This window comes from Actinomycetota bacterium (genome assembly GCA_040754375.1).
Taxonomy (GTDB): domain Bacteria; phylum Actinomycetota; class Acidimicrobiia; order Acidimicrobiales; family AC-14; genus JBFMCT01.
Genome location: JBFMCT010000007.1, coordinates 13,938 through 32,773, shown reverse-complemented (window position 1 = coordinate 32,773; position 18,836 = coordinate 13,938). Strand labels below are relative to the sequence as shown.

General features: G+C 71.2%; 17 protein-coding genes. 6 read left to right on the top strand and 11 right to left on the bottom strand.

Going from position 1 to position 18,836, the window contains the following annotated elements; all coding sequences use genetic code 11:
* Positions 1–7: 7 nt before the first annotated feature.
* Genes AB1673_04865 through AB1673_04850 form a run of 4 tightly spaced genes read right to left on the bottom strand, consistent with a single transcriptional unit; the run spans position 8 to position 4,990 of the window.
* On the bottom strand, positions 8–1,612 hold the full coding sequence (locus AB1673_04865; GenBank protein ID MEW6153310.1) for a glycosyltransferase family 39 protein: 1,605 nt from the start codon (positions 1,610–1,612) through the stop codon (positions 8–10).
* Between the two features lie 18 nt (positions 1,613–1,630).
* Positions 1,631–4,000: a hypothetical protein gene (locus AB1673_04860; protein ID MEW6153309.1), complete on the bottom strand. Its 2,370-nt coding sequence runs from the start codon at positions 3,998–4,000 to the stop codon at positions 1,631–1,633.
* Positions 4,001–4,042: 42 nt separating this feature from the next.
* The gene (locus tag AB1673_04855; GenBank protein MEW6153308.1) at positions 4,043–4,756 is read right to left on the bottom strand and encodes a type II CAAX endopeptidase family protein; all 714 of its coding nucleotides are present in this window, start codon (positions 4,754–4,756) and stop codon (positions 4,043–4,045) included.
* Between the two features lie 6 nt (positions 4,757–4,762).
* Positions 4,763–4,990 carry a DUF3499 family protein gene (locus AB1673_04850; GenBank protein MEW6153307.1) on the bottom strand — a complete coding sequence of 76 codons (228 nt, stop codon included), beginning with the start codon at positions 4,988–4,990 and terminating at the stop codon, positions 4,763–4,765.
* 181 nt (positions 4,991–5,171) lie between these two features.
* Between AB1673_04850 and ftsH the strand changes: the two genes are divergently transcribed.
* From ftsH to sufC (AB1673_04830), 4 genes are all read left to right on the top strand, one after another.
* Complete coding sequence (gene ftsH, locus AB1673_04845) at positions 5,172–7,235, top strand: ATP-dependent zinc metalloprotease FtsH (GenBank protein ID MEW6153306.1); 2,064 nt, start codon at positions 5,172–5,174, stop codon at positions 7,233–7,235.
* Positions 7,236–7,420: 185 nt separating this feature from the next.
* Positions 7,421–8,608 carry a Fe-S cluster assembly protein SufD gene (sufD, locus tag AB1673_04840; protein MEW6153305.1) on the top strand — a complete coding sequence of 396 codons (1,188 nt, stop codon included), beginning with the start codon at positions 7,421–7,423 and terminating at the stop codon, positions 8,606–8,608.
* A complete protein-coding gene (locus AB1673_04835; GenBank protein MEW6153304.1) occupies positions 8,605–8,925 on the top strand; it encodes a non-heme iron oxygenase ferredoxin subunit in 321 nt (106 codons plus the stop codon). The genes sufD and AB1673_04835 overlap by 4 nt, the downstream gene beginning before the upstream one ends.
* Positions 8,922–9,704 carry a Fe-S cluster assembly ATPase SufC gene (gene sufC / locus AB1673_04830; protein MEW6153303.1) on the top strand — a complete coding sequence of 261 codons (783 nt, stop codon included), beginning with the start codon at positions 8,922–8,924 and terminating at the stop codon, positions 9,702–9,704. The genes AB1673_04835 and sufC (AB1673_04830) overlap by 4 nt, the downstream gene beginning before the upstream one ends.
* 34 nt (positions 9,705–9,738) lie before the next feature.
* On the opposite strand, the gene AB1673_04825 is transcribed toward sufC (AB1673_04830), so the two are convergent.
* Entirely contained in the window at positions 9,739–10,680 is a 942-nt protein-coding gene (locus AB1673_04825; GenBank protein ID MEW6153302.1) for a L,D-transpeptidase family protein, read from the bottom strand.
* A 123-nt stretch (positions 10,681–10,803) separates the two neighbouring features.
* Here AB1673_04825 and AB1673_04820 point away from each other — a divergent pair, with 123 nt between their 5' ends.
* Positions 10,804–11,259, top strand: a complete 456-nt coding sequence (locus AB1673_04820; protein ID MEW6153301.1) for a TlpA disulfide reductase family protein — start codon at positions 10,804–10,806, stop codon at positions 11,257–11,259.
* 42 nt (positions 11,260–11,301) lie between these two features.
* On the opposite strand, the gene AB1673_04815 is transcribed toward AB1673_04820, so the two are convergent.
* The 6 genes from AB1673_04815 to sufC (AB1673_04790) all read right to left on the bottom strand — a co-directional run bounded on the left by AB1673_04815 (position 11,302) and on the right by sufC (AB1673_04790) (position 16,494).
* A complete protein-coding gene (locus AB1673_04815; protein MEW6153300.1) occupies positions 11,302–12,624 on the bottom strand; it encodes an MFS transporter in 1,323 nt (440 codons plus the stop codon).
* Positions 12,621–13,487 carry an isocitrate lyase/PEP mutase family protein gene (locus AB1673_04810; protein ID MEW6153299.1) on the bottom strand — a complete coding sequence of 289 codons (867 nt, stop codon included), beginning with the start codon at positions 13,485–13,487 and terminating at the stop codon, positions 12,621–12,623. Before AB1673_04810 ends, AB1673_04815 begins: the two co-directional genes overlap by 4 nt.
* Positions 13,484–13,849: a hypothetical protein gene (locus AB1673_04805; GenBank protein MEW6153298.1), complete on the bottom strand. Its 366-nt coding sequence runs from the start codon at positions 13,847–13,849 to the stop codon at positions 13,484–13,486. The genes AB1673_04810 and AB1673_04805 overlap by 4 nt, the downstream gene beginning before the upstream one ends.
* Positions 13,850–13,967: 118 nt before the next feature.
* Positions 13,968–14,465 (bottom strand): Fe-S cluster assembly sulfur transfer protein SufU, encoded by a 498-nt coding sequence (gene sufU / locus AB1673_04800; protein ID MEW6153297.1) that lies wholly within the window; start codon positions 14,463–14,465, stop codon positions 13,968–13,970.
* 14 nt (positions 14,466–14,479) lie between these two features.
* A complete protein-coding gene (locus AB1673_04795; GenBank protein ID MEW6153296.1) occupies positions 14,480–15,730 on the bottom strand; it encodes a SufS family cysteine desulfurase in 1,251 nt (416 codons plus the stop codon).
* Positions 15,727–16,494, bottom strand: coding sequence for a Fe-S cluster assembly ATPase SufC (gene sufC / locus AB1673_04790; protein ID MEW6153295.1), 768 nt, complete (start codon positions 16,492–16,494; stop codon positions 15,727–15,729). Before sufC (AB1673_04790) ends, AB1673_04795 begins: the two co-directional genes overlap by 4 nt.
* 88 nt (positions 16,495–16,582) lie before the next feature.
* On the opposite strand from sufC (AB1673_04790), the gene AB1673_04785 reads away from it, so the two are divergent.
* On the top strand, positions 16,583–18,739 hold the full coding sequence (locus tag AB1673_04785; protein MEW6153294.1) for a glycogen debranching N-terminal domain-containing protein: 2,157 nt from the start codon (positions 16,583–16,585) through the stop codon (positions 18,737–18,739).
* The last annotated feature ends 97 nt before the right edge of the window (positions 18,740–18,836 follow it).

Here is an 18,836-nt window from a genome sequence, read left to right as displayed (position 1 = left end):
GTCTCCCTCACCCTGCGCTGGTAGCCCTGAACCTGACGAGACCGGGCCGCTCGAAGTACTTGGTGGACACCGTTATCACCCGCTCGTTCACCGGACGGACATCGTCGAGCTGCTCGATGAGGTTGGCGCACTTGGTGCCGAAGGTCCGGTACCCAGGTGACCACACCAGCCACACATCGTTGTCCGGCCCGGCCCGGTCTATCAGCATCTGGGCGAACGGGCGCGTCTGCGCGGCCCGGTTCACGGCCTCGTAGCCCACCCAGTCGACCAGCTCGGGCGAGCCCGCCCGGGGAAAGGTGAGGTGCACCAGGCCGGTGGCCGTGACCTCCCGGCTGACCGACGGCCCGAGCTGGTCGGGGCAGTAGGCCACCACGTCGCCGGGACGGGCGCCGGCGTCGATGGCGGCCGCCACCCGCCCGGCGCTCGTGCGGTCACCGATGACGTTGGGGACCGTCGCCCACAAGCCGAGCACCACGGCCACGCCCAACACCCAGTTGAACACCCGCACGTCGGCCAGGGCGTTGGCCCCCAGGGCGACGACGATGACGAACAGGGGGTAGATGACGGCCGCGTAGCGGACGGCGAAGGCCGACCGGCCGAGCTGGCCGGCCACTATGGCCACCACCAACGTGCCGAAGGCCACGGCCGCCAGCCAGTTGCCGGGAGCGCGGGAACGGAAGTCGAGCACCACCCGGCGGGGCCCGGCCGACGAGCCGAAGAGAGCCAGGCCGATGAGGCCGAAGTAGACGAGCCCCAGGGCGATCCCCGGGTCCCAGTAGCCCCCCGCGAAGTGAGTCACGGTGTCGAACAGCGACCGGACGTTGCCGGGCCGGCCCCAGGGCGTCCCCGTGTTGGCCAGCTGGAACAGGAACGCCGGTGCCCACGGCAGGAACAGCACACCCCCGCCGGCCATGGCCACCAGCGCTCGCCGAGCGCCGGCCCGGGCCGGGCCCTGGGCCCGGCGGGCGACCAGGGCCAGGGCGACCACGGCCACGGCCACCAGGTAGAAGCTCCAGTAGTGCGTGAGCAGGACGAGAGCGGTGACCACAGCCAGGGCGGCCGCCGGACGGGCACCGCCCCCCTCCAGGAGGGAGAGGACGGCCAACAGGCCGGCCAGCACCAGCACCGTGAGCAGTGAGTACATCCGACCCTCGGTGGAGTACCGGATGGCGAACGGCCCCGCGGCCATCAAGACGATGGCGGCCCAGGCCACCCTGGGACCCCCGATCCGGCGGGCAGCCACGAAGGCGAGGGGCAGGGCGGCCACGCCGAACAGCCCGGGCAGCGCCCTGACGGCCAGGTTGCTCTCGCCGAAGACCGACATCCAACCGTGGAGCAGCAGGTAGTAGACGGGCGGCGACCCGTCGTTGCGCAGCGCCTCGAACATCTCGCTCACCGGAAGGCGGGCGATGTTGACGGTCAGGGCCTCGTCGAGCCACAGGTGCGAGACGGTGGCGAACCGCAGCACGACACCGACGGCGATGACCACCCCCGCCGCCACCCGCCAGCGCGACCCAGCCGCGACCGCAGCCCCGGCTTCACCGGGTGGGACTTCGCCGATGGGAACGTCCTCGGGGAGCGCCTCGGGACCGGCAACCGGTCTAATGCCCACTGACGCCGCGCCCGGCGACTACGAGCGCGCCCGGGCGCGCCCGCCGACCGCCCGCAGGCGGCCCACTCCGCTCAGGGCGGGCTGCTCGGCCTCGCCGCTCGGCGGGCCCCCGGCCGCGACCGGGCCGTCGACCGGCTCACCGGGATCGAGGTCCACCGGCCCGCGCCGCACGAAGAACACGACGGCCGCTATACCCGCGAACGTGAGCAACCAGCCCATGATGTCCACGGCTGTCCACCCGAAGTGCAGGCGCACCTCGTTGGACGTGGGGACGACCACCATCAGGTTGGGGCTCACCCGCCACGGGCCGTCGGCCCCCGACGCCTTCCAGTTGGGGAAGTAGGACGCCTTGACGAGCACCGGCGATCCGGGACGGTCGACCTCGAAGGAGATCGAGTTGTCGGTCGTCGTGATGTTCCTCACCCCCGTGCCCGGCACGGGCTTGCGGGGCGGGTTGTCGACGGCCACCCCCGAACCGATGATCGTGGTCCCACCCGAGACCTCGTGCATCTCGATCCGGGGCCACTGCGAGGGCCCGTCGGCCGCCAGGTAGACGTCGTGGGCCGCGGGGTCCATGTACCAGTTGACGGCGACGTCCAGCCAGGGCCTCTCGCCCCGCGTCTGGGCGCCCTTGACGACGGCCGGCTCGAAGGCCAGGGGCACCACCAGCTCGGACCCGGCGACCTCGTACACCTGCCACTTGCCCGTCTGGGCCACGAGGCGCAGGTCAGGGTGCTGGTTGGCGGCGGTGACCGCCTCCTCGGAGAAGGCCATGTAATAGCGGGCGCCGACGATCTTGAGGTGCTCGACCCCGGCGGCGATGTCGAGGGGTCGGTAGGGCAGGTCGCGCTGAGGGTTGGACGGCGCCTTCGAGAGCTCCCCGGCGTTGAGGAAGTGGAACGGGGTCGTCGGGGAGGACTCGAAGTAGAGGCCCTCCATCGACCCGATGCAGCCGTCGGTCCAGTAGGGCAGCAGCATGAGGGCCATGGGCGTGCCGAAGCGGTCGAGGGCCGACTCGTACTCCCAGTGGGCGCGCCCGCAGCCGTTGGTGATGCCCACCTCGGTCATCGTCTGGATGATCCCCTCGTGCTCCGGCCAGGCGTCCTTGCGCTCGTAGCCCGAGTAGTTCCACCGCGCCCACGACGGGATGAAGCTCTGGTCGGTGGTCTGGGGGGCCGGCACCCAGCTCGGCACCGCCCCCAGGGGCACCCCGACGCCCATCCACACGGCCACCGCGGCCATCAGGGGGGCGGCCCGCAGCATCCTCTTGGACGGGTAGCTGGGGTCTTTGGCGAACAGCTGGGCGACGGCGATGCTCGCTTCGGAGACGGCTACGGCGGCCAGCATGTAGAGCGAGAAGTACCAGAAGGGCAGCACGCGGGCGTTCCACAGGCGCCCCTGGGGAGCCATGACGAACACGGCGGCCGCGATGGCGGCCATCCCGAACCAGAACAGGCCGGTGCGGCGGCGGAAGAGGACCGAGACGATGGCCCCGGCCAGGGCCAGCATCAGGACCAGCCTCAGGCTGTGGGGGCCGTCCCAGCGGAACAGGTTGGCGGAGTACTCGCTGAGGCGCTCCCACCCCATGTCGTTCACATACGGCAGGCGGACGAGGAACGGGAACGACCAGAAGGCGGCCAGCAACGCCCCGACCCCGAGGATCATGCCCAGGAACTGGGCCCGCACCTTGCCGGGCCGCAGCAGCAGGAGCAGCAGCGCCCCGACCACCGCGAAGATCGTGGGCAGCAGGTGGCACAGGCCGGTGACGGCCAGCAGCACGGCGGCCGTGCCCCGGTGCTTGCCGGTATCGAGGCCCCGGCCCACGAACCCCAGGAACAGCAGGGCCATGGACAGGCTGATCGAGAACGAGAACTCCCCGGCCAAGGTGGAGGGGATGTTGCCGCCGTAGATCGTGAAGTAGCGGTCGAACAGGAACGGCAGGGTGGCCAGGGCCAGCAGCGGAGGGCCGGGGAACCGCATCCCCATCAGCTTGCCGAAGGCCCAGGCGCACACCGGCATGGCCACCACGCCGGCCACCGTCACCAGCTTGAAGGCCACGTTGTAAGGCAGGACCACGTCGAGGATGACGATCATCAGCGACGGCAGGGGGAAGTAGAACCACAGGGCCGGGAACCCGGCGTACCAGTCGTTGGCCCAGCCCGTGATCCGGAAGTTGGGCAGCAGGTGGTCGCGCAGGTGGGCCGGGCCCCACACGTGGGCCCCCATGTCACCGCCCGCGGCGGTGGTGTCGGCCAGGATCAGCTCGGGATGGAGCTGGCTGAAGACGAACACGGCGGCGGCGGCCACGATCCCGAAGGTGATGAGCTGTTCGGGGCTTCGCGACTGCAGCACGGACAGTCCCGGCCGCCGGCTTAGGAGCTGGCGCATCCCCTTATGTTGTCATCCCGGCCGGGCCGCGCCAGATCGGGCTCATCGGGTGAGAAGCACGGTGAGCGTCCAGGCGTTGAACGTGGCGTGGGCCACGATGGCCGGGCCCAGGCGCCCGGTACGCACCACGAGGGCGCCCCACATCATGCCGAGGGCGGCCAGGCTGATCATCACCAGGGCCAGGGCGTCGGCCGGCAGGTCCTGGGGGTGGGCGATCCCGAAGACCACACCGGTGATCACGACGGCCGCGACGGCACCCATCCTCCTCCTGAGCGCTCCCATCACCAGGCCCCGGAAGAACAACTCCTCCACCACCGCCGCTCCGAGGACTACGAAAACGAACAGCCCGATGACCGCCGAGCCGGTGGCCGAGTCGACGAGGTCCTGCACCGGTCCCGACACTTCGGGTTCGCCCAGTAGCGGCCGCAGCAGGAAGGCGACCAGGGGGACGAGCACGAGCTGGCCCAGGGCCCCGGCGAGCATGCCCACGGGCACGTCCACCGGGCGGGCCCGCAAGCCGAAGTCGGCCGCCAGACGGCCCGTACCCTTGCGGCGGGAGGCCAGCACGGCCGCCCCGACCAGGCCCGTCCACAGCCCGATCTGGGACAAGGCCTGGCCTGTGAGGCTGATGTCGGTCTCCCCGGGAGCATCGGGCAGGAAGGCGGCAGCCACTGCGCTCGAGAGCACCAGGCCCACGAAGAAGCCGGCGGCCGCGTCACCCAGCCCCCACCGGGGAGTGTCCGGTCTGCCGCCCAAGAAGAGTTATGAAGCGACGCGGGCTGCCGGGCCGGCGGAGCGGCGCCGGTCTTCACCCGTCCAGCCCCGGGGAGGGCTGAGGCGGTCGGCGTGCATGGTGCACAGGTCGATCGTGTGCGGGTCGGGCTCGCCCAGGTCTTCGAGCCAAACCGTACGGCTCGCGTACTGGAATGCGAGAGCGGCCCCCGCGGGCTCGGCGCAACCCGGCCGGCTACAGAGACGGGCACGTTCCATCGGGCCAACCGTACCCAAGTAGCGCCCGTTCTAGGGGGATGGGGGCCGATAGTCGGGCGATCACCGCCGGCGCTGGGAGCTGTGGGCGCCCCCCGGTCGCGCTGGCCCGGAGCCGCTCGCGGATCGACGGCATGTCGCTGGTGCGTCCATGCAAGTGGCCAAGGCCGTTTAGCATGACCACATGAGCGCCCCGCCCCCGGCCCCCCGGGGTTCGCGGAAAGACCGTCCCGGTTCCACGTCGCCGCCTGGCGGTGGCCCCGCGGGCTGGCCGCGACCCGTCGTGTGGGGACTGGTGACCGTCGCAGTCCTGGTCGTCCTCCTCTCACCCTGGCTCAGCGGCTCGTCGGGCCAGGAGCTCACCTACAGCGAGTTCCGGGAGAAGGTGGTGGCCGGCGAGGTCGCCGAGGTCGAGATCGCCAACGAGTCCTCGCGCATCAACGGTGAGCTGAACACCGGTGCCGAGCGCGAGTTCACCACGACCGGCCCCGTCCAGATCCCCGACGAAGACCTGGCCCTCATGCGAGAGAAGGGCGTGGTGGTCAAGTTCCGGCCGCCCAGCTCCAACCTGCTCGGGTCGATCCTCATCTGGGTGCTGCCCATCGGCCTGCTCATCGCCTTCTGGGTGTGGATGGGAAGGCGGGCCCAGGGCCAGATGGCCGGGCTCATGTCGATCGGGCGGTCGAAGGCCAAGGTGTACTCCACCGAGAAGCCCAAGACGACCTTCGCCGACGTGGCCGGCTACGACGGCGTCAAGCAGGAGATCAAGGAGGTCGTCGACTTCCTCAAGCTGCCCGCCAAGTTCAAAGAGATCGGTGCCCGCATCCCCAAGGGCGTGCTGCTCGTCGGCCCCCCGGGCACGGGCAAGACCCTCATCGCCCGGGCCGTGGCCGGCGAGGCGGGCGTGCCGTTCATGTCGATCACCGGCTCGGACTTCATGGAGATGTTCGTGGGCGTGGGCGCGGCCCGGGTGCGCGACCTCTTCCAGACGGCCCGCAAGCAGGCCCCGTGCATCATCTTCGTGGACGAGATCGACTCCATCGGCCGTAAGCGGGGGGCGGGCCTGGGCGGGGGCCACGACGAGCGCGAGCAGACCCTCAACCAGATGCTCTCGGAGATGGACGGCTTCGAGACCACCGAGGGGATCGTGATGATGGCGGCCACCAACCGCCCCGACATCTTGGACCCCGCCCTGCTGCGCCCGGGCCGCTTCGACCGCCAGGTCGTCGTCCCCCTGCCCGACGTCGACGAGCGCCTGCTGATCCTCCAGGTCCACTGCCGCGACAAGAAGATCGCCCCCGACGTCGAGCTGGCCACCGTGGCCCGGGGCACGCCCGGCATGAGCGGGGCCGACCTGGCCAACCTGGTCAACGAGGCCGCCCTCTTCGCCGTCCGCCGGGGCGCCCAGGAAGTGTTCATGGAGGACTTCGAGTCGGCCCGTGACCGGGTGCTGATGGGCCAGCGCCGGGAGTCGATGGTGCTCTCGGACAAGGAGAAGGAGATCATCGCCTACCACGAGGGCGGCCACGCCGTGCTGGCCTACGTGATGGAGTTCGCCGACCCCGTCCACAAGGTGACGATCCTGCCCGCGGGCATGGCCCTGGGCGTCACCCAGCAGCTTCCCGTCGAGGAGCGCCACATCTACCAGCGCACCTACATCGAGGACTCCCTGGTCGTCCGCTTGGGCGGGCGCATCGCCGAGGAGCTCGTCTACGGCATCATCTCCACCGGGGCCAACAACGACCTGGTGGGCTGCACCGAGCTGGCCCGCAAGATGGTGCGGGAGTGGGGCATGAGCGAGCGCGTGGGCCCTATGGCGTGGGGTTCCCAAGGGATGGTGTTCCTGGGTGACGACCTCATGCACTCCCGTGACTACTCCGACGAGACGGCCAGAGTCATCGACGAGGAGGTCGGGCGCATCCTGCGCGAGCAGGAGGACAGGGCCCGGGCCACTCTCCGGGAACACCGGGGTGGCCTCGACCTGGTGGCCCGCAACCTGCTGGAGAAGGAGACGATCGACGGCGCCGAGGTGGGGGCACTGGTCGACCAGGCCGCGGGCCGGGTGGTCATGCGCAAACCCGAGCCTCGTGCCCTCAAGGGGGACACCAGCCAGGACGGCAACGGCGCCCGTCCGCACGACGGCGCCGAAGGCCGGACCAGCGGCGCCACGGAAGGCGACGCCCGGCCCCAGGAGGGCCGCTCCGAAGGCTCGACCGAGGAGATCGCGCCCGGCCGCCGGGGCCGTTGAAGCACCAGGAGTAGGATGGCTGGCAGTGGGGCCGCGCGAGCGGCCCCCTTTCACCGACCGCCCCCCGCCGCCAAGCCGAGGAGGAGAGCCCGCTGACCACCTTTACGGCCGATGCCGCCGCCGCCCTGGCGGGGCCGCAGTGGCTGGGAGCGCGGCGGTCGGCCGCCGCCGAACGGTTCTCGGCCTTGGCCCTGCCCACTGAAGCCGAGGAGATCTGGCGCTACAGCCGCATCTCCCAGCTCGACCTCGATCGCTTCCGGCCCGCCGGTCCCGATGGCGGCGGTGGCGACCGCCGGGCCCCGGCCGAGCTGGCGTCCGTGGTTGCCGCGGCCGGAGACGTGGCCGCCCTGGTGGTCGTGAGGAACGGGTCGGTGACCCACGTGGAGCTCGACCCCACGCTGGCCGCCCGGGGCCTGTTCGTAGGCGACATCGCCGACCTGGCCGAGGGCGATGACCTCCTCGGGGCAGTGGCGCCCGCGTCCACCGACGCCTTCTGCGAGCTCAACGGGGCCTTCCTCCCGGGCGTGGCCGTGGTACGCGTGCCGGCCGGGATGACCGTCGAGCGTCCGGTCCTGGTGCTCCAATGGCTGGACGGCGAGGGCCTGGCCACGTTCCCCCACACGATCGTGCACGCCGGCCCCGACAGCGAGGTGACCGTCGTCGAACACCTGGGCTCGGCCGACGTGGTCGCCATGACGGCCCCGGTGGTCGAGCTCGACGTGGGCCCGGCCGCCCGGGTGACCTACCTGGGTGTGCAGGACCTCGGCCCCCGGATCTGGCAGATCGGCTACCAGGCCAGCCGGGTGGGGGCCGACGCCACCCTCCGATCGGCCACCGTGGCCCTGGGCGGCGACTACGCCCGGGTGCGGGCCGACTCGACCATCACCGGCAAGGGGGCCACCAGCCGGCTTACGGCCGTCTACTTCGCCGACGGCGACCGGATGCACGACTTCCGCACCCTCCAGGACCATGCCGCCCCGGCATCCACCAGCGACCTGTTGTTCAAAGGGGCCGTGTCCGACCGGGCCCAGGCCGTCTACTCGGGGCTCATCCGTGTGCGCAAGGACGCCCCCGGCACCAACGCCTTCCAGACCAACCGCAACCTCGTGCTCAGCGACGGGGCAGGCGCCATGTCGGTCCCCAACCTGGAGATCGAGAACAACGACGTGCGCTGCAGCCACGCCACCGCCGTCGGCCCCATCGACGAGGAGCAGCTCTACTACCTGGAGTCGAGGGGCCTGCCGCCCGACGCGGCCGAGCGCCTCATCGTCCTCGGGTTCTTCGGTGAGGTGCTCGACAGCCTGCCCATGCCCGAGATGGTGGCGTCCGTCAAGGCCAACGTGGCCAGCCGGGTGGGACGGGCAACGCGATGAAGACGGTGCGCAAGCTCGTGGGCCGGGTCGACGACGTGAAGCCGGGCACGGCCGTGAAGTTCGACGACGGCCAGCACCGCATCGCCGTGGTCCGCATCGGCGACGACTTCTACGCCCTCGGGGACCGTTGCAGCCACGCCGACTACTCATTGGCCGAAGGCGAGGTGTGGGCCGACGAGCGCGAGATCGAGTGCCCCAAGCACGGGAGCACGTTCTCCCTGGAGACGGGTGAGCCCCAGAGCCTGCCCGCCACCCGGCCCGTCCCGGTCTACCGGGTGGTCCTCGAGGACGACCAGATCTTCGTGGAGGCACATTGACAGGCCCGAGCACCGGCTCCTCCCTGATCGTCTCGGGCCTCAGGGCCGGGGTCGACGGCCAGGACATCCTCCATGGCGTCGACATCTCGGTATCCAGCGGCGAGGTGCACGCCGTCATGGGGCCCAACGGGTCAGGCAAGTCGACTCTGGCCCACGTGATCATGGGCAAGGCCGGCTACCACGTGACGGGTGGGTCGATCACCCTCGACGGCGCCGATCTGACCGCCCTGGCCACCTGGCAGCGAGCGCAAGCCGGCCTCTTCCTGGCCATGCAGTACCCCACCGAGGTGCCGGGTGTGGCCCTGGAGGAAGCGCTGGCCGAGGCCCTCCGGGCACGCGGCGACGACGCCCTCGGGGTGAGCGACCGGATCGCGACCGAGGCGGCCAAGGTGGGCATGAGCGTCGCCCTGCTCAGCCGGGCCCTCAACGTGGAGTTCTCGGGCGGGGAGAAGAAGCGCAACGAGGTCGTGCAGCTCGGCACCTTGCGGCCCAAGATCGCCGTTCTCGACGAGATCGACTCCGGTCTCGACGTCGACGCGCTGCGGGAGGTCAGCCGCCGGGTACAGGAGATGACCGAGGAGCTGGGGATCGGCGTGTTGGTGATCACCCACTACAGCCGCCTGCTCCACGAACTGCACGCCGACAAGGTGTCGGTGCTGCGTAAAGGCCGCATCGTGGCCAGCGGTGGTCCCGAGCTGGCCGAGGAACTGGAGACGACGGGTTACGCGGGCTACACCGACGACGACGAGCCCGCGGCGGAGCCCCCGACCCGGGCCTGACGCCCGCCCGGCGGACCGGCTCGACCCGCCGGGATCAGGTGCGGGGCCCGAGCAGTTGGCTGAGCAGGTCGGGCCGGGTGGTGGTCGTGGTGGTGTCGGGCACGACCGTGGTCGGGGTGCTGGTCGGGGGGGCCGAGAGGCCGACGGGGGCGGGCGTGGGTTCGCCGGCGGCTACCACGTAGACCGGGGTGCCGATCGTGACCCGCTCGGGCATCCATTCGGCCGCGCTCATGGAGATCCGCACGCAGCCGTGGGAGGCGGGGTAGGCGGGCACCGACCGGGAACCGTGGATGGCGATGCCACCGTTGAAGTAGAGCGAGTTGTAGAGCGAGCCCAGCGGCCCCGTCTCCCAGCCGTAGGCCCGGGAGTAGACCGTGTAGGCCCCCGTCGGGGTCACCGCCCGGCGGCACCAACCCTGGGAGCAGAAACGCTCGTTGTTCCCGGTCGAGACGTTGAGGATGGTGGCCAGGTTGTTTCCCTCGTAGAGGAACAGCACCTGGCGGTCGAGGTCGACCTCCACCCGCTTGAACCCGCCCCCGGGCACGAGCGGGGTGGGGCGGCCGCTGGCCGCGGCCACGGCGGCCACCACGTCGTCTGTGGCCCGGCCCGTGCGCTCCATGCCCGTGACCTTCTGGAAGGCGAGCACGGCGTCGCGGGTGTCTCCGTCGTAACCCTCGTCGACCTGGCCTACGTAGTAGTGGAGGGCGGCCAGCTTCTCCTCGAGGGCCAGGACAGCAGGGCCCTCGGAGCCGACCGTGAGCCCGGGCGGAGGCGGTGGCGCCGGAGCTTGAGCAGAAGACGTCGTGGTGGTGGTCGTGGTCGAGGGGGCGGCCGTGGTGGGCGGCACCGAGGTGGTCGTCGTCTCCTCGGCGGCAACCGCGGCGGCCACCGGGCGGGCCGAGAGATCGGCCCCCGCCCCTTGGCCGCAGGCCGACAGGAGCAGGGCCGCCAGTGCGAGGGCCGGGACAGCGGGCACCCTCCCCACCCGCCGGGCCGTCACTGGAACAGATCTGTCTCGCATCGCCATGTTCATCCCCGCTTTCGGCCCGACCGTACCAAGGTTCAACCCGGGCGCCGCGTCATGTCTACGATCGCCCCGATGCTGTCCCCCGGAGACCCAGCGCCCACGTTCATCCTCGACGACGCCGAGACCGGCGAACAAGTGACGGACCCATGGGAGCAAGGGCCTGTCGTGCTCGCCTTCTTCAAGGTCACCTGCCCCGTCTGCCAGCTGGTGGCCCCCAAGGTCGATGCACTGGCCCGCGCCGGCGCTCGGGTCGTGGCCATCGGCGAGGACCCCGCCCCTGCCCTGCGGGCCTACGCCGAACGCTACGGGCAGAGGGTCCAGACCGTCACCGAACCCCCGCCCTACCGGGTATCCACAGCCTACGGGGTCAGGTCCGTCCCCACCTTGTTCCTGGTCGACGGCGACGGGGACGTCCAGGCCGCCGTGCCCGGCTGGGACCGCGAGGGGTGGAACGCCCTGGCGGCCGCCGCGGGCGTGGCCCCGATCTCGGCCGAAGGCGACGGCCTGCCCGTCTTCCGGCCCGGCTGAGGTAGCCGCAACCGTCACTGACCCGGTCGGGCCAGTTCAGCGTCAGCGTTCGAGGAGGGGGCCCGAGGGAGCCGGGGCGGGGCCGGGGCCCGGCCCGGGACCGTCCACCGGGTCTTCGAGGGCGTCGGCCAGGCCCGGGCGCAGCGTCCGTACGGCCGCCAGGCCTGCCAGGAACATCAGCGCGGTGGCCACCGTCACGGCCCGTAGCCCGAACAGGTCACCCAGGACGCCCTGGACCACGGCGCCGAGCGGGTACACGACACCCAGGGAAACCATGTAGAGGCTCAGCACCCGCGCCCGCAGCGCCGCCGGGGCCCGCAGCTGGACGACCGTGCCCAGCCCCGACAGCAGGCCGACGTAGGCGCCGCCGACCAACGCGATGGCGACCGTGGCCGCCGCCAGGGTGGGCGCCAAGGCGTAGACGACCAGCAGGAGGGGCAGCACGGCCATGTCGGCCGTCAGGACGCGGCGCCGGCCGAAGCGGGCCGCCAGGTTGGCCAGGACCAGCGCGCCGGCCACCGCCCCGACCCCCTGGGCGGTGATGAGCACCGAGGTGCCCGTGCCGGCGCTCCCGAACAGCTTGAGGGCCACAGCCGGCACCAGGGCGATGAACGGCGAGAGCAGAAAGGCGATGACGGCGATGGAGATGATGGCCAGCCGGCACCCGGGCTCGGCCCGGGCGGCCCGGGCCCCGGTGACGATGCGGGCCCACAGACCCCCGGCCTCGTCCGAGGGCTGAGCGGCGGGCAGGCGTACGGCCAGGACGGCCACCAGGACGGCCCCGAACGACGCCGCATTGATGGCGAAGGCCCACGTGTAAGACCCGAAGGCGAGCACCAGACCGGCCAGGGCCGGGCCCACCACCCGTCCCAGGTTGTACTGCATGAGGCCCAGGGAACTGGCGGCCAGGAGCTGCTCGCGGGGGACGAGGTCGGGCAGGATGGCCTGGAAGGCGGGCAGGCCCAGGGCGGCCATCGACCCGCCCCCGAGCACCAGCAGTGTGAGCACCGGGGCGTTGATGTTGCCCGTGGCCGTGAGCACGGTGAGGGCCACCGCGAAGAAGATCTCGCCCATCGTGGTCCAAGCCAGCCACTTCCGGCGGTCGACCCGGTCGGCCATGGCCCCCCCGACGGGCGAGAGCACCCCGATGGGCAGGAAGGCGGCCGCCCCCACGAGGCCCGTCCAGCCCGCCTGGCCCGTCAGTTGGGTGACGAGTACGCCGACGGCCACCGTCTGCATCCACGTCCCGAAGTTGCTGACGAGGGCCGCGAACCAGATGAGGGAGTAGTCGCGGTGGCGGAGGGGCTGGAGCGAGGCGAACCGCACCTTGGCCGGCCCGATCGGCCCAGGCTCGGGCTGGTTCAAGGGCCGTCGGCGTAGCGCGACTCGAGCTCGTAGTGGCGGTCGAGGTCGACGAGCCGGTTGAAGGCTGCGAAGTCGGTCACCAGGTCGAGGTCGTCACGCAGGGAACCCTTCTCCCGCAGCACGCCGTAGGCCCCGGCCAGGGCCCGGGCCGTGGCGAACAGGCCGGTCAGGGGGGAGACCACCAGCCGGTAGCCGAGCTCGCTCAGCTCGGCCGGGGTCAGCAGGGGCGTACGGCCGGCTTCGATCATGTTGGCCACCCTCACCAGGCCGGGGGTGGCGGCCGCGATGGCCTCCATCTCCTCGACCGACTCGGGCGCCTCCACGAAGACGGCGTCGACCCCCAGGTCGGCCGCCATCCGCGCCCGCAGGCAGGCCTCGTCGAGCCCCACGGCGGCACGGGCGTCGGTACGGGCGACCACGAACAGCCGGTCGCGGTGGTCGACGGCCGCTCGGAGCTTGGTCAGCCACTCCTCCCGGGGGACCACCCGCTTGCCCGCCATGTGGCCGCACTTCTTGGGCCACACCTGGTCCTCCAAGAAGATGCCGGCCGCCCCGGCCGCCTCCCACAGCTCGACCGTACGGATCGTGTTCAGGGCGTTGCCATGGCCGGTGTCGCCGTCGACGACCACGGCTACGCCGGGGGCGGCCGCGCACACCCGGCGGGCCACCTCGGCCATCTCCACCTGCGTCAGGTACCCGAAGTCAGGCATGCCCAGCAGGGTGGCGGCCGTGGCGTAACCCGACAGGAAGCAGGCCTCGAAGCCGGCCTGAGCCACCAGCCGGCCCGACAGGGCGTCCCACACGCCCGGCATGAGGACGCTGTGGCCGGCGGCCAGCAGGTCCCGTATGCGGTCTCCGTTCACCCGGCCCCACACGACTGGCGGGCATGGTCGGCGACCTTGCGCGAGGACTCCACGAACGGGCCGGACATGAGCTTGGTGATGACCTGGGCAGGCAGGTAGGACACCCGGGCGAAGTCGTAGTCGATCCCCTCGAGGCCGGCCACCAGGGCCTGCAACCCGTCGGCCACGACCACCACGTCGGCCCGCAACTCGGCCGGGGCCACAGCCGGCGCCCGGCGGGCCGCGGCCAGGGCGTTGCGGTAGTAGGAACGGTGGTCGTCGGCCGTGGCCGGCTGGCCGAAGCGCTCGAACGCCTTGGCGTAGCTGCGGGCCAGGTCGCAGTAGTCAGTGGCACCACCGGCGGCCGTGGCGGGACCGGTCACGACCGTGGGTGCAGCCGCCGGGGCTGCTGCCCGCCCTCCGGTCGAACACCCAACCATGACCAGCGCCAGCCCGGCGACCGCAAACGCCAGCCCCCGAACCCGCCCCCCGGACATGGGCTCAACCGGCGACGGGACCGGCCTCGGCCTCGTCGAGGGCCTGAGCCAGCGTGTTCCACGACAAGGTGGCGCACTTGATGCGGACGGGGAACTTGACCACGCCTCGCAGGGCCTCCAGGTCACCCAGGGCCACCGATGGGTCAGGCAGCACGGCCTCTTCCACCTCCTGGCCGTCACCGTCGAGGCGGTTCTCGTGGATCGACATCATGGCCTTGAATGCCCTGATGACCGAGCGGACCTCGGCCATGGTCTTGCCTTTGACCGCACCTGACATCATCGAAGCCGACGACTGGCTGATGGAGCACCCGTGCCCCGAGATCTTGACGTCGGCCACGTTGCCGTCGGCATCGGTATAGAGGTACACGACCACCTCGTCGCCGCACAGGGGGTTGAAGCCCTCGACCCGGTGGGCGGGCGGCACGGGCAGGTCCCCCCGGTTACGGGGGTTGCGGTAGTGGTCGAGGATGATCTCCCGGTAGAGGTCTTCGAGCCCGGCCATCGAGAGCGCCGAACCTAGACCGAGAAGAGGTCGGACGCCGACACCAGCGCCTCGGAGAGGGCGTCGACGTCGTCCTCGTCGTTGTAGACGTAGAACGAGGCCCGGGCGGTAGCGGCCACGCCCAGGCGGCGCATCAGGGGCTTGGCGCAGTGGTGGCCGGCCCGCACGCACACGCCCGACTGGTCGAGGACCTGGGAGAGGTCGTGGGGGTGGATCCCTTTGTAGTCGAAGGACAGGACGCCGCCCCGCTCCTCCAGCGCGGCCGGGCCGTGGACGGTGAAGTCGTCGCCATGGCGCTCCTTGAGGGTGCGCAGGGCGTAACCGGTCAGGGCCAGCTCGTGGTCGCGGACCGCCTCCATGCCCAGGCCGTCGAGGTAGGAGATGGCGGCCGACAACCCGATGGCCTCGGCGATCGGCGGGGTGCCGGCCTCGAACTTCCACGGCAGCTCGTTAGGCAGGAACCCGTCGAGGCGCACGTCGCGGATCATCTCACCCCCGCCCAGGAAGGGCGGCATGGCTTCGAGCAGGTCCTCGCGACCCCACAGCGCGCCGATCCCCGTGGGCCCGCACATCTTGTGGCCCGAGAACACCAGGAAGTCACAGCCCAGCTCGGCCACCCGGGTGGTCAGGTGGGGCACGTACTGGGCGCCGTCGACGAGCACCAGGGCCCCGGCCGAGTGAGCGGCGTCGGCGATGCGGCGGACCGGGGGTATCACGCCCAGCACGTTGGACATGGCGGTGAGGGCCACCAGCCCCACGCCGTCGAGCAGGCGCTCGAGGTCGTCGAGCACGAGGTAGCCGTCGTCACCCAGGGGCAGGAACCGCAGCTCGACACCCGTACGCTCCCGGAGCATGAGCCAGGGCACCAAGTTGGCGTGGTGCTCGATCTCGCTCAACAGCACGGCGTGGCCAGGACCGAGGTTGGCCCGGGCCCAGCTGTGGGCCACCAGGTTGACGGCCTCGGTGGCGTTCTTGGTGAACACCACCCCGCGCGGCGAGGGTGCCCCGATGAACCGGGCCACGGCCGCCCGGGCCGCCTCGAACTCGGCGGTGGCCTCCTCGGCGATGGCGTAGACCCCCCGGTGGACGTTGGCGTGGGTCGTGGCGTAATAACGGTCCATGGCCTCGAGCACGGCCAGCGGCTTCTGGGAGCTGGCGGCCGAGTCGAGATAGACGAGGGGGCGGCCACCGTGGTCGGCCGAGAAGATCGGGAAGTCACGGCGTACGGCCCGGCCGTCGAGGCCCGTGGCCACCGGCGGGCTCATCGCCACGAGTCGTAGCCCCCGCGCTCGAGGCGGCGGGCCAGCTCGGGGCCACCGCTCTCGACCACCCGGCCACTGACCAGGATGTGGACCACGTCGGGCTCGAGGTACTGCAAGATCCGCTGGTAGTGGGTGATGAGCAGCACGCCCAGCTCGGGACGGTCGGTGCGTACCTCCTGCACGCCCCGGGACACGACCTTGAGGGCGTCGATGTCGAGGCCCGAGTCGGTCTCGTCGAGCACCGCGAACTCGGGTTCGAGCAGGGCCATCTGCAGGACCTCGTTGCGCTTCTTCTCCCCTCCCGAGAAGCCCTCGTTGAGGTAGCGGTCGCCGAACGACGGGTCGATGCCCAGCCGGGCCATCCAGTCCATGATCGCCACCCGCAGCTCCAGGACCGACAGGTCGATCCCCTTGCGGGCCGAGAGGGCCTGGCGCAGGAACTGCACGACCGACACCCCGGGGATCTCCTCGGGGTACTGGAAGCCCAGGAAGATCCCGGCCTTGCCCCGGGCGTCGGTCGACCACCCGGTGATGTCCTCGCCTCGCAGGCGTACGGACCCGGCGGTGACCTCGTAGTCGGGATGGCCGAGAAGGGCGTTGGCCAGCGTCGACTTGCCCGACCCGTTCGGGCCCATCAGGGCATGCACCTCGCCGGCCCGGACCGAGAGGTCGACGCCCCGCAGGATCTCGGTGCCCCCGGCCGAGACGTGCAGGCCCTCGATGGCGAACAGCGGCGCCACTGTTTCGTCCGTGCCAGGGTCGTCCATGCTAGGCCGATCTTATTACCCCTATCGGCGTAGTGGAAATGCGGGGCGCCCGTCAGGCGGACGGGCCCATCGCCACTACCATCCTCCGATGGCTGTGGCCGACCCGTGGACTTTTTCAGGGACGAGCGCCTCTCTGGGATTGCTGGGCGGAGCGGTGACCCTGGTGGAGGGGCCGGCCTTCTCGATCTCGGGGCGTTCGGGTGACATGCTGCCGGACACGCCCCAGGGCCTGTTCTTCCGCGACACCCGGTTCCTCTCACGCTTCGAGGTCAGGGTCAACGACCAGCGGCCCGAGCCTCTCTCGGCCGAACGGACCACCCCGTTCTCGGCCACCTTCGTGCAGCGGTCCCATCCCCGGTCGGGGCAGGCCGACAGCTCTCTGCTCGTCTTCCGGCGCCGCTACGTGGGCCGGGGCATGCGCGAGGACGTCGCCGTCCACAACTACGGCGAAGAAGCGGCGTACTGCTCGCTGGAGCTGACCCTCAACGCCGACTTCGCCGACCTGTTCGAGGTCAAGGAGGGCCGGCCCCGTACCGACGGCGACGTGCAGGTCGACACGGTGGAGGGTCGCGACGGGCTCCACCACCTGCTGTTCCGTTACCGCCGAGGAGGGGTCCACAAGGGCCTGAGAGTGTCGATCGTCGGCTCGCCCCACCTGTCGGACAACATCGCCTCCTTCGAGCTGATCGTGCCCGCCCGCGGCGAGTGGAGCACGTGCCTGCTGTTCACGCCCATCATCGATCAGGAGGAGATCGAGCCCCGCTACCGCTGCGGGATCCCCGTTGAGCAGGCCATGCCCCAGGCCCGGCTGGAGAAGTGGCGCCGGGAGGTTCCGGCCGTGCAGACCGACTACGCCCCCCTCCAGGCCTCGGTCGACCAGAGCGCCGAGGACCTGGGCGCCCTGCGCATCTTCGACCCCGACTTCCCCGAGCGCACGGTGATCGCGGCCGGCGCCCCCTGGTTCATGACCCTCTTCGGCCGAGACTCGCTGCTCACGTCCTACATGGCGCTGATCCTCGACCCCGACCTGGCCCTCGGGGTGCTCCAGACCCTGGCCCGCTTCCAAGGCCGCAAGGTTGACCCCCGCAGCGAGGAGGAGCCGGGCCGCATCCTCCACGAGATGCGCTTCGGCGAAGCTCCTTCGCTGTCGCTCGGCGGGGGCCGCGTCTACTACGGCACGGCCGACGCCACCCCCCTGTTCGTCATGCTGCTCGGCGAGCTGCGGCGCTGGGGCCTCGCCCCCGAGTTGGTCGACAGCCTTCTCCCCCACGTGGAGCGGGCCATGGAGTGGATCGAGAAGTTCGGCGACCGCGACGGCGACGGCTACGTCGAGTACAAGCGCTACTCCGACCGGGGCCTGCAGAACCAGGGCTGGAAAGACTCGTGGAACGCCATCCGCTTCGCCGACGGCCGGCTGGCGCGGGCACCCATCGCCCTGGCCGAGGTCCAGGGGTACACCTACGCCGCCTACCTGGCCCGGGCCTACTTCGCCGACGAGATGGACGACCCTTCGACGGCCGCCCGCTACCGGGCCAAGGCGGCCACCTTGAAGGACAGCTTCAACCGCGACTTCTGGATCGAGGACCGGGGTTGGTTCGCAATGGGCCTAGACGCCGACAAGGTGCCCATCGATGCCATGGCCTCCAACATCGGCCACTGCCTGTGGACGGGGATCGTCGACCAGGAGAGGGCACCGCTGGTGGCCAAGAGCCTGCTGTCCGACGAGATGTTCAGCGGTTGGGGGATCCGTACGCTGGCCGAGTCGATGGTCGGCTACAACCCGATCAGCTATCACAACGGATCGGTCTGGCCCCACGACAACGCCCTGTGCGCCGCCGGGCTCATGCGCTACGGGTTCGTCGAGGAGGCCCACCGGGTCATCGGCGGCATCATCGACGCCGCCGTCCACCAGGGCCATCGCCTGCCCGAGCTGTTCGGCGGTACCAGCCGGCGCGACCTGCCGTTCCCGGTCAGCTACCCGTCGTCGTGCTCGCCCCAGGCCTGGGCCGCGGCCTCCCCCCTCCTGTGCCTGCGGACCGTCCTGCGCCTCGACCCCTGGATGCCCCACCACAAGGTGTGGATGGCGCCCGCTCTCCCCAGTTGGATGAACCGCCTGCGCATCGACCGGGTCCCCCTGGGCGGCCGCCGGGTGACCGTCGAGGTCGACGGTGACGACCTCCACGTGGAGGGCCTGACCGACGACATCGAGCTCCTCCGCGAACCCCGGCGACCGCTGACCGCCTGAGCACCCGGGTCGCTGGCGCTCGCTCGGTCGGGCGGCGCTGGCCATCGACAGCTTGTTGTCGATGCGGGGGCCGCAAGCGCCCAACGACCTCCGGCCG

What these genes read in the sequence shown, in the direction of transcription:
- AB1673_04860 (MEW6153309.1), bottom strand. Translation starts at nt 4,000, where the DNA reads ATGCGCCAGCTCCTAAGCCGGCGGCCGGGACTGTCCGTGCTGCAGTCG.
- AB1673_04850 (MEW6153307.1), bottom strand. Translation starts at nt 4,990, where the DNA reads ATGGAACGTGCCCGTCTCTGTAGCCGGCCGGGTTGCGCCGAGCCCGCG.
- ftsH (MEW6153306.1), top strand. Translation starts at nt 5,172, where the DNA reads ATGAGCGCCCCGCCCCCGGCCCCCCGGGGTTCGCGGAAAGACCGTCCC.
- AB1673_04835 (MEW6153304.1), top strand. Translation starts at nt 8,605, where the DNA reads ATGAAGACGGTGCGCAAGCTCGTGGGCCGGGTCGACGACGTGAAGCCG.
- AB1673_04820 (MEW6153301.1), top strand. Translation starts at nt 10,804, where the DNA reads ATGCTGTCCCCCGGAGACCCAGCGCCCACGTTCATCCTCGACGACGCC.
- sufU (MEW6153297.1), bottom strand. Translation starts at nt 14,465, where the DNA reads ATGGCCGGGCTCGAAGACCTCTACCGGGAGATCATCCTCGACCACTAC.
- AB1673_04795 (MEW6153296.1), bottom strand. Translation starts at nt 15,730, where the DNA reads ATGAGCCCGCCGGTGGCCACGGGCCTCGACGGCCGGGCCGTACGCCGT.
- sufC (MEW6153295.1), bottom strand. Translation starts at nt 16,494, where the DNA reads ATGGACGACCCTGGCACGGACGAAACAGTGGCGCCGCTGTTCGCCATC.
- AB1673_04785 (MEW6153294.1), top strand. Translation starts at nt 16,583, where the DNA reads ATGGCTGTGGCCGACCCGTGGACTTTTTCAGGGACGAGCGCCTCTCTG.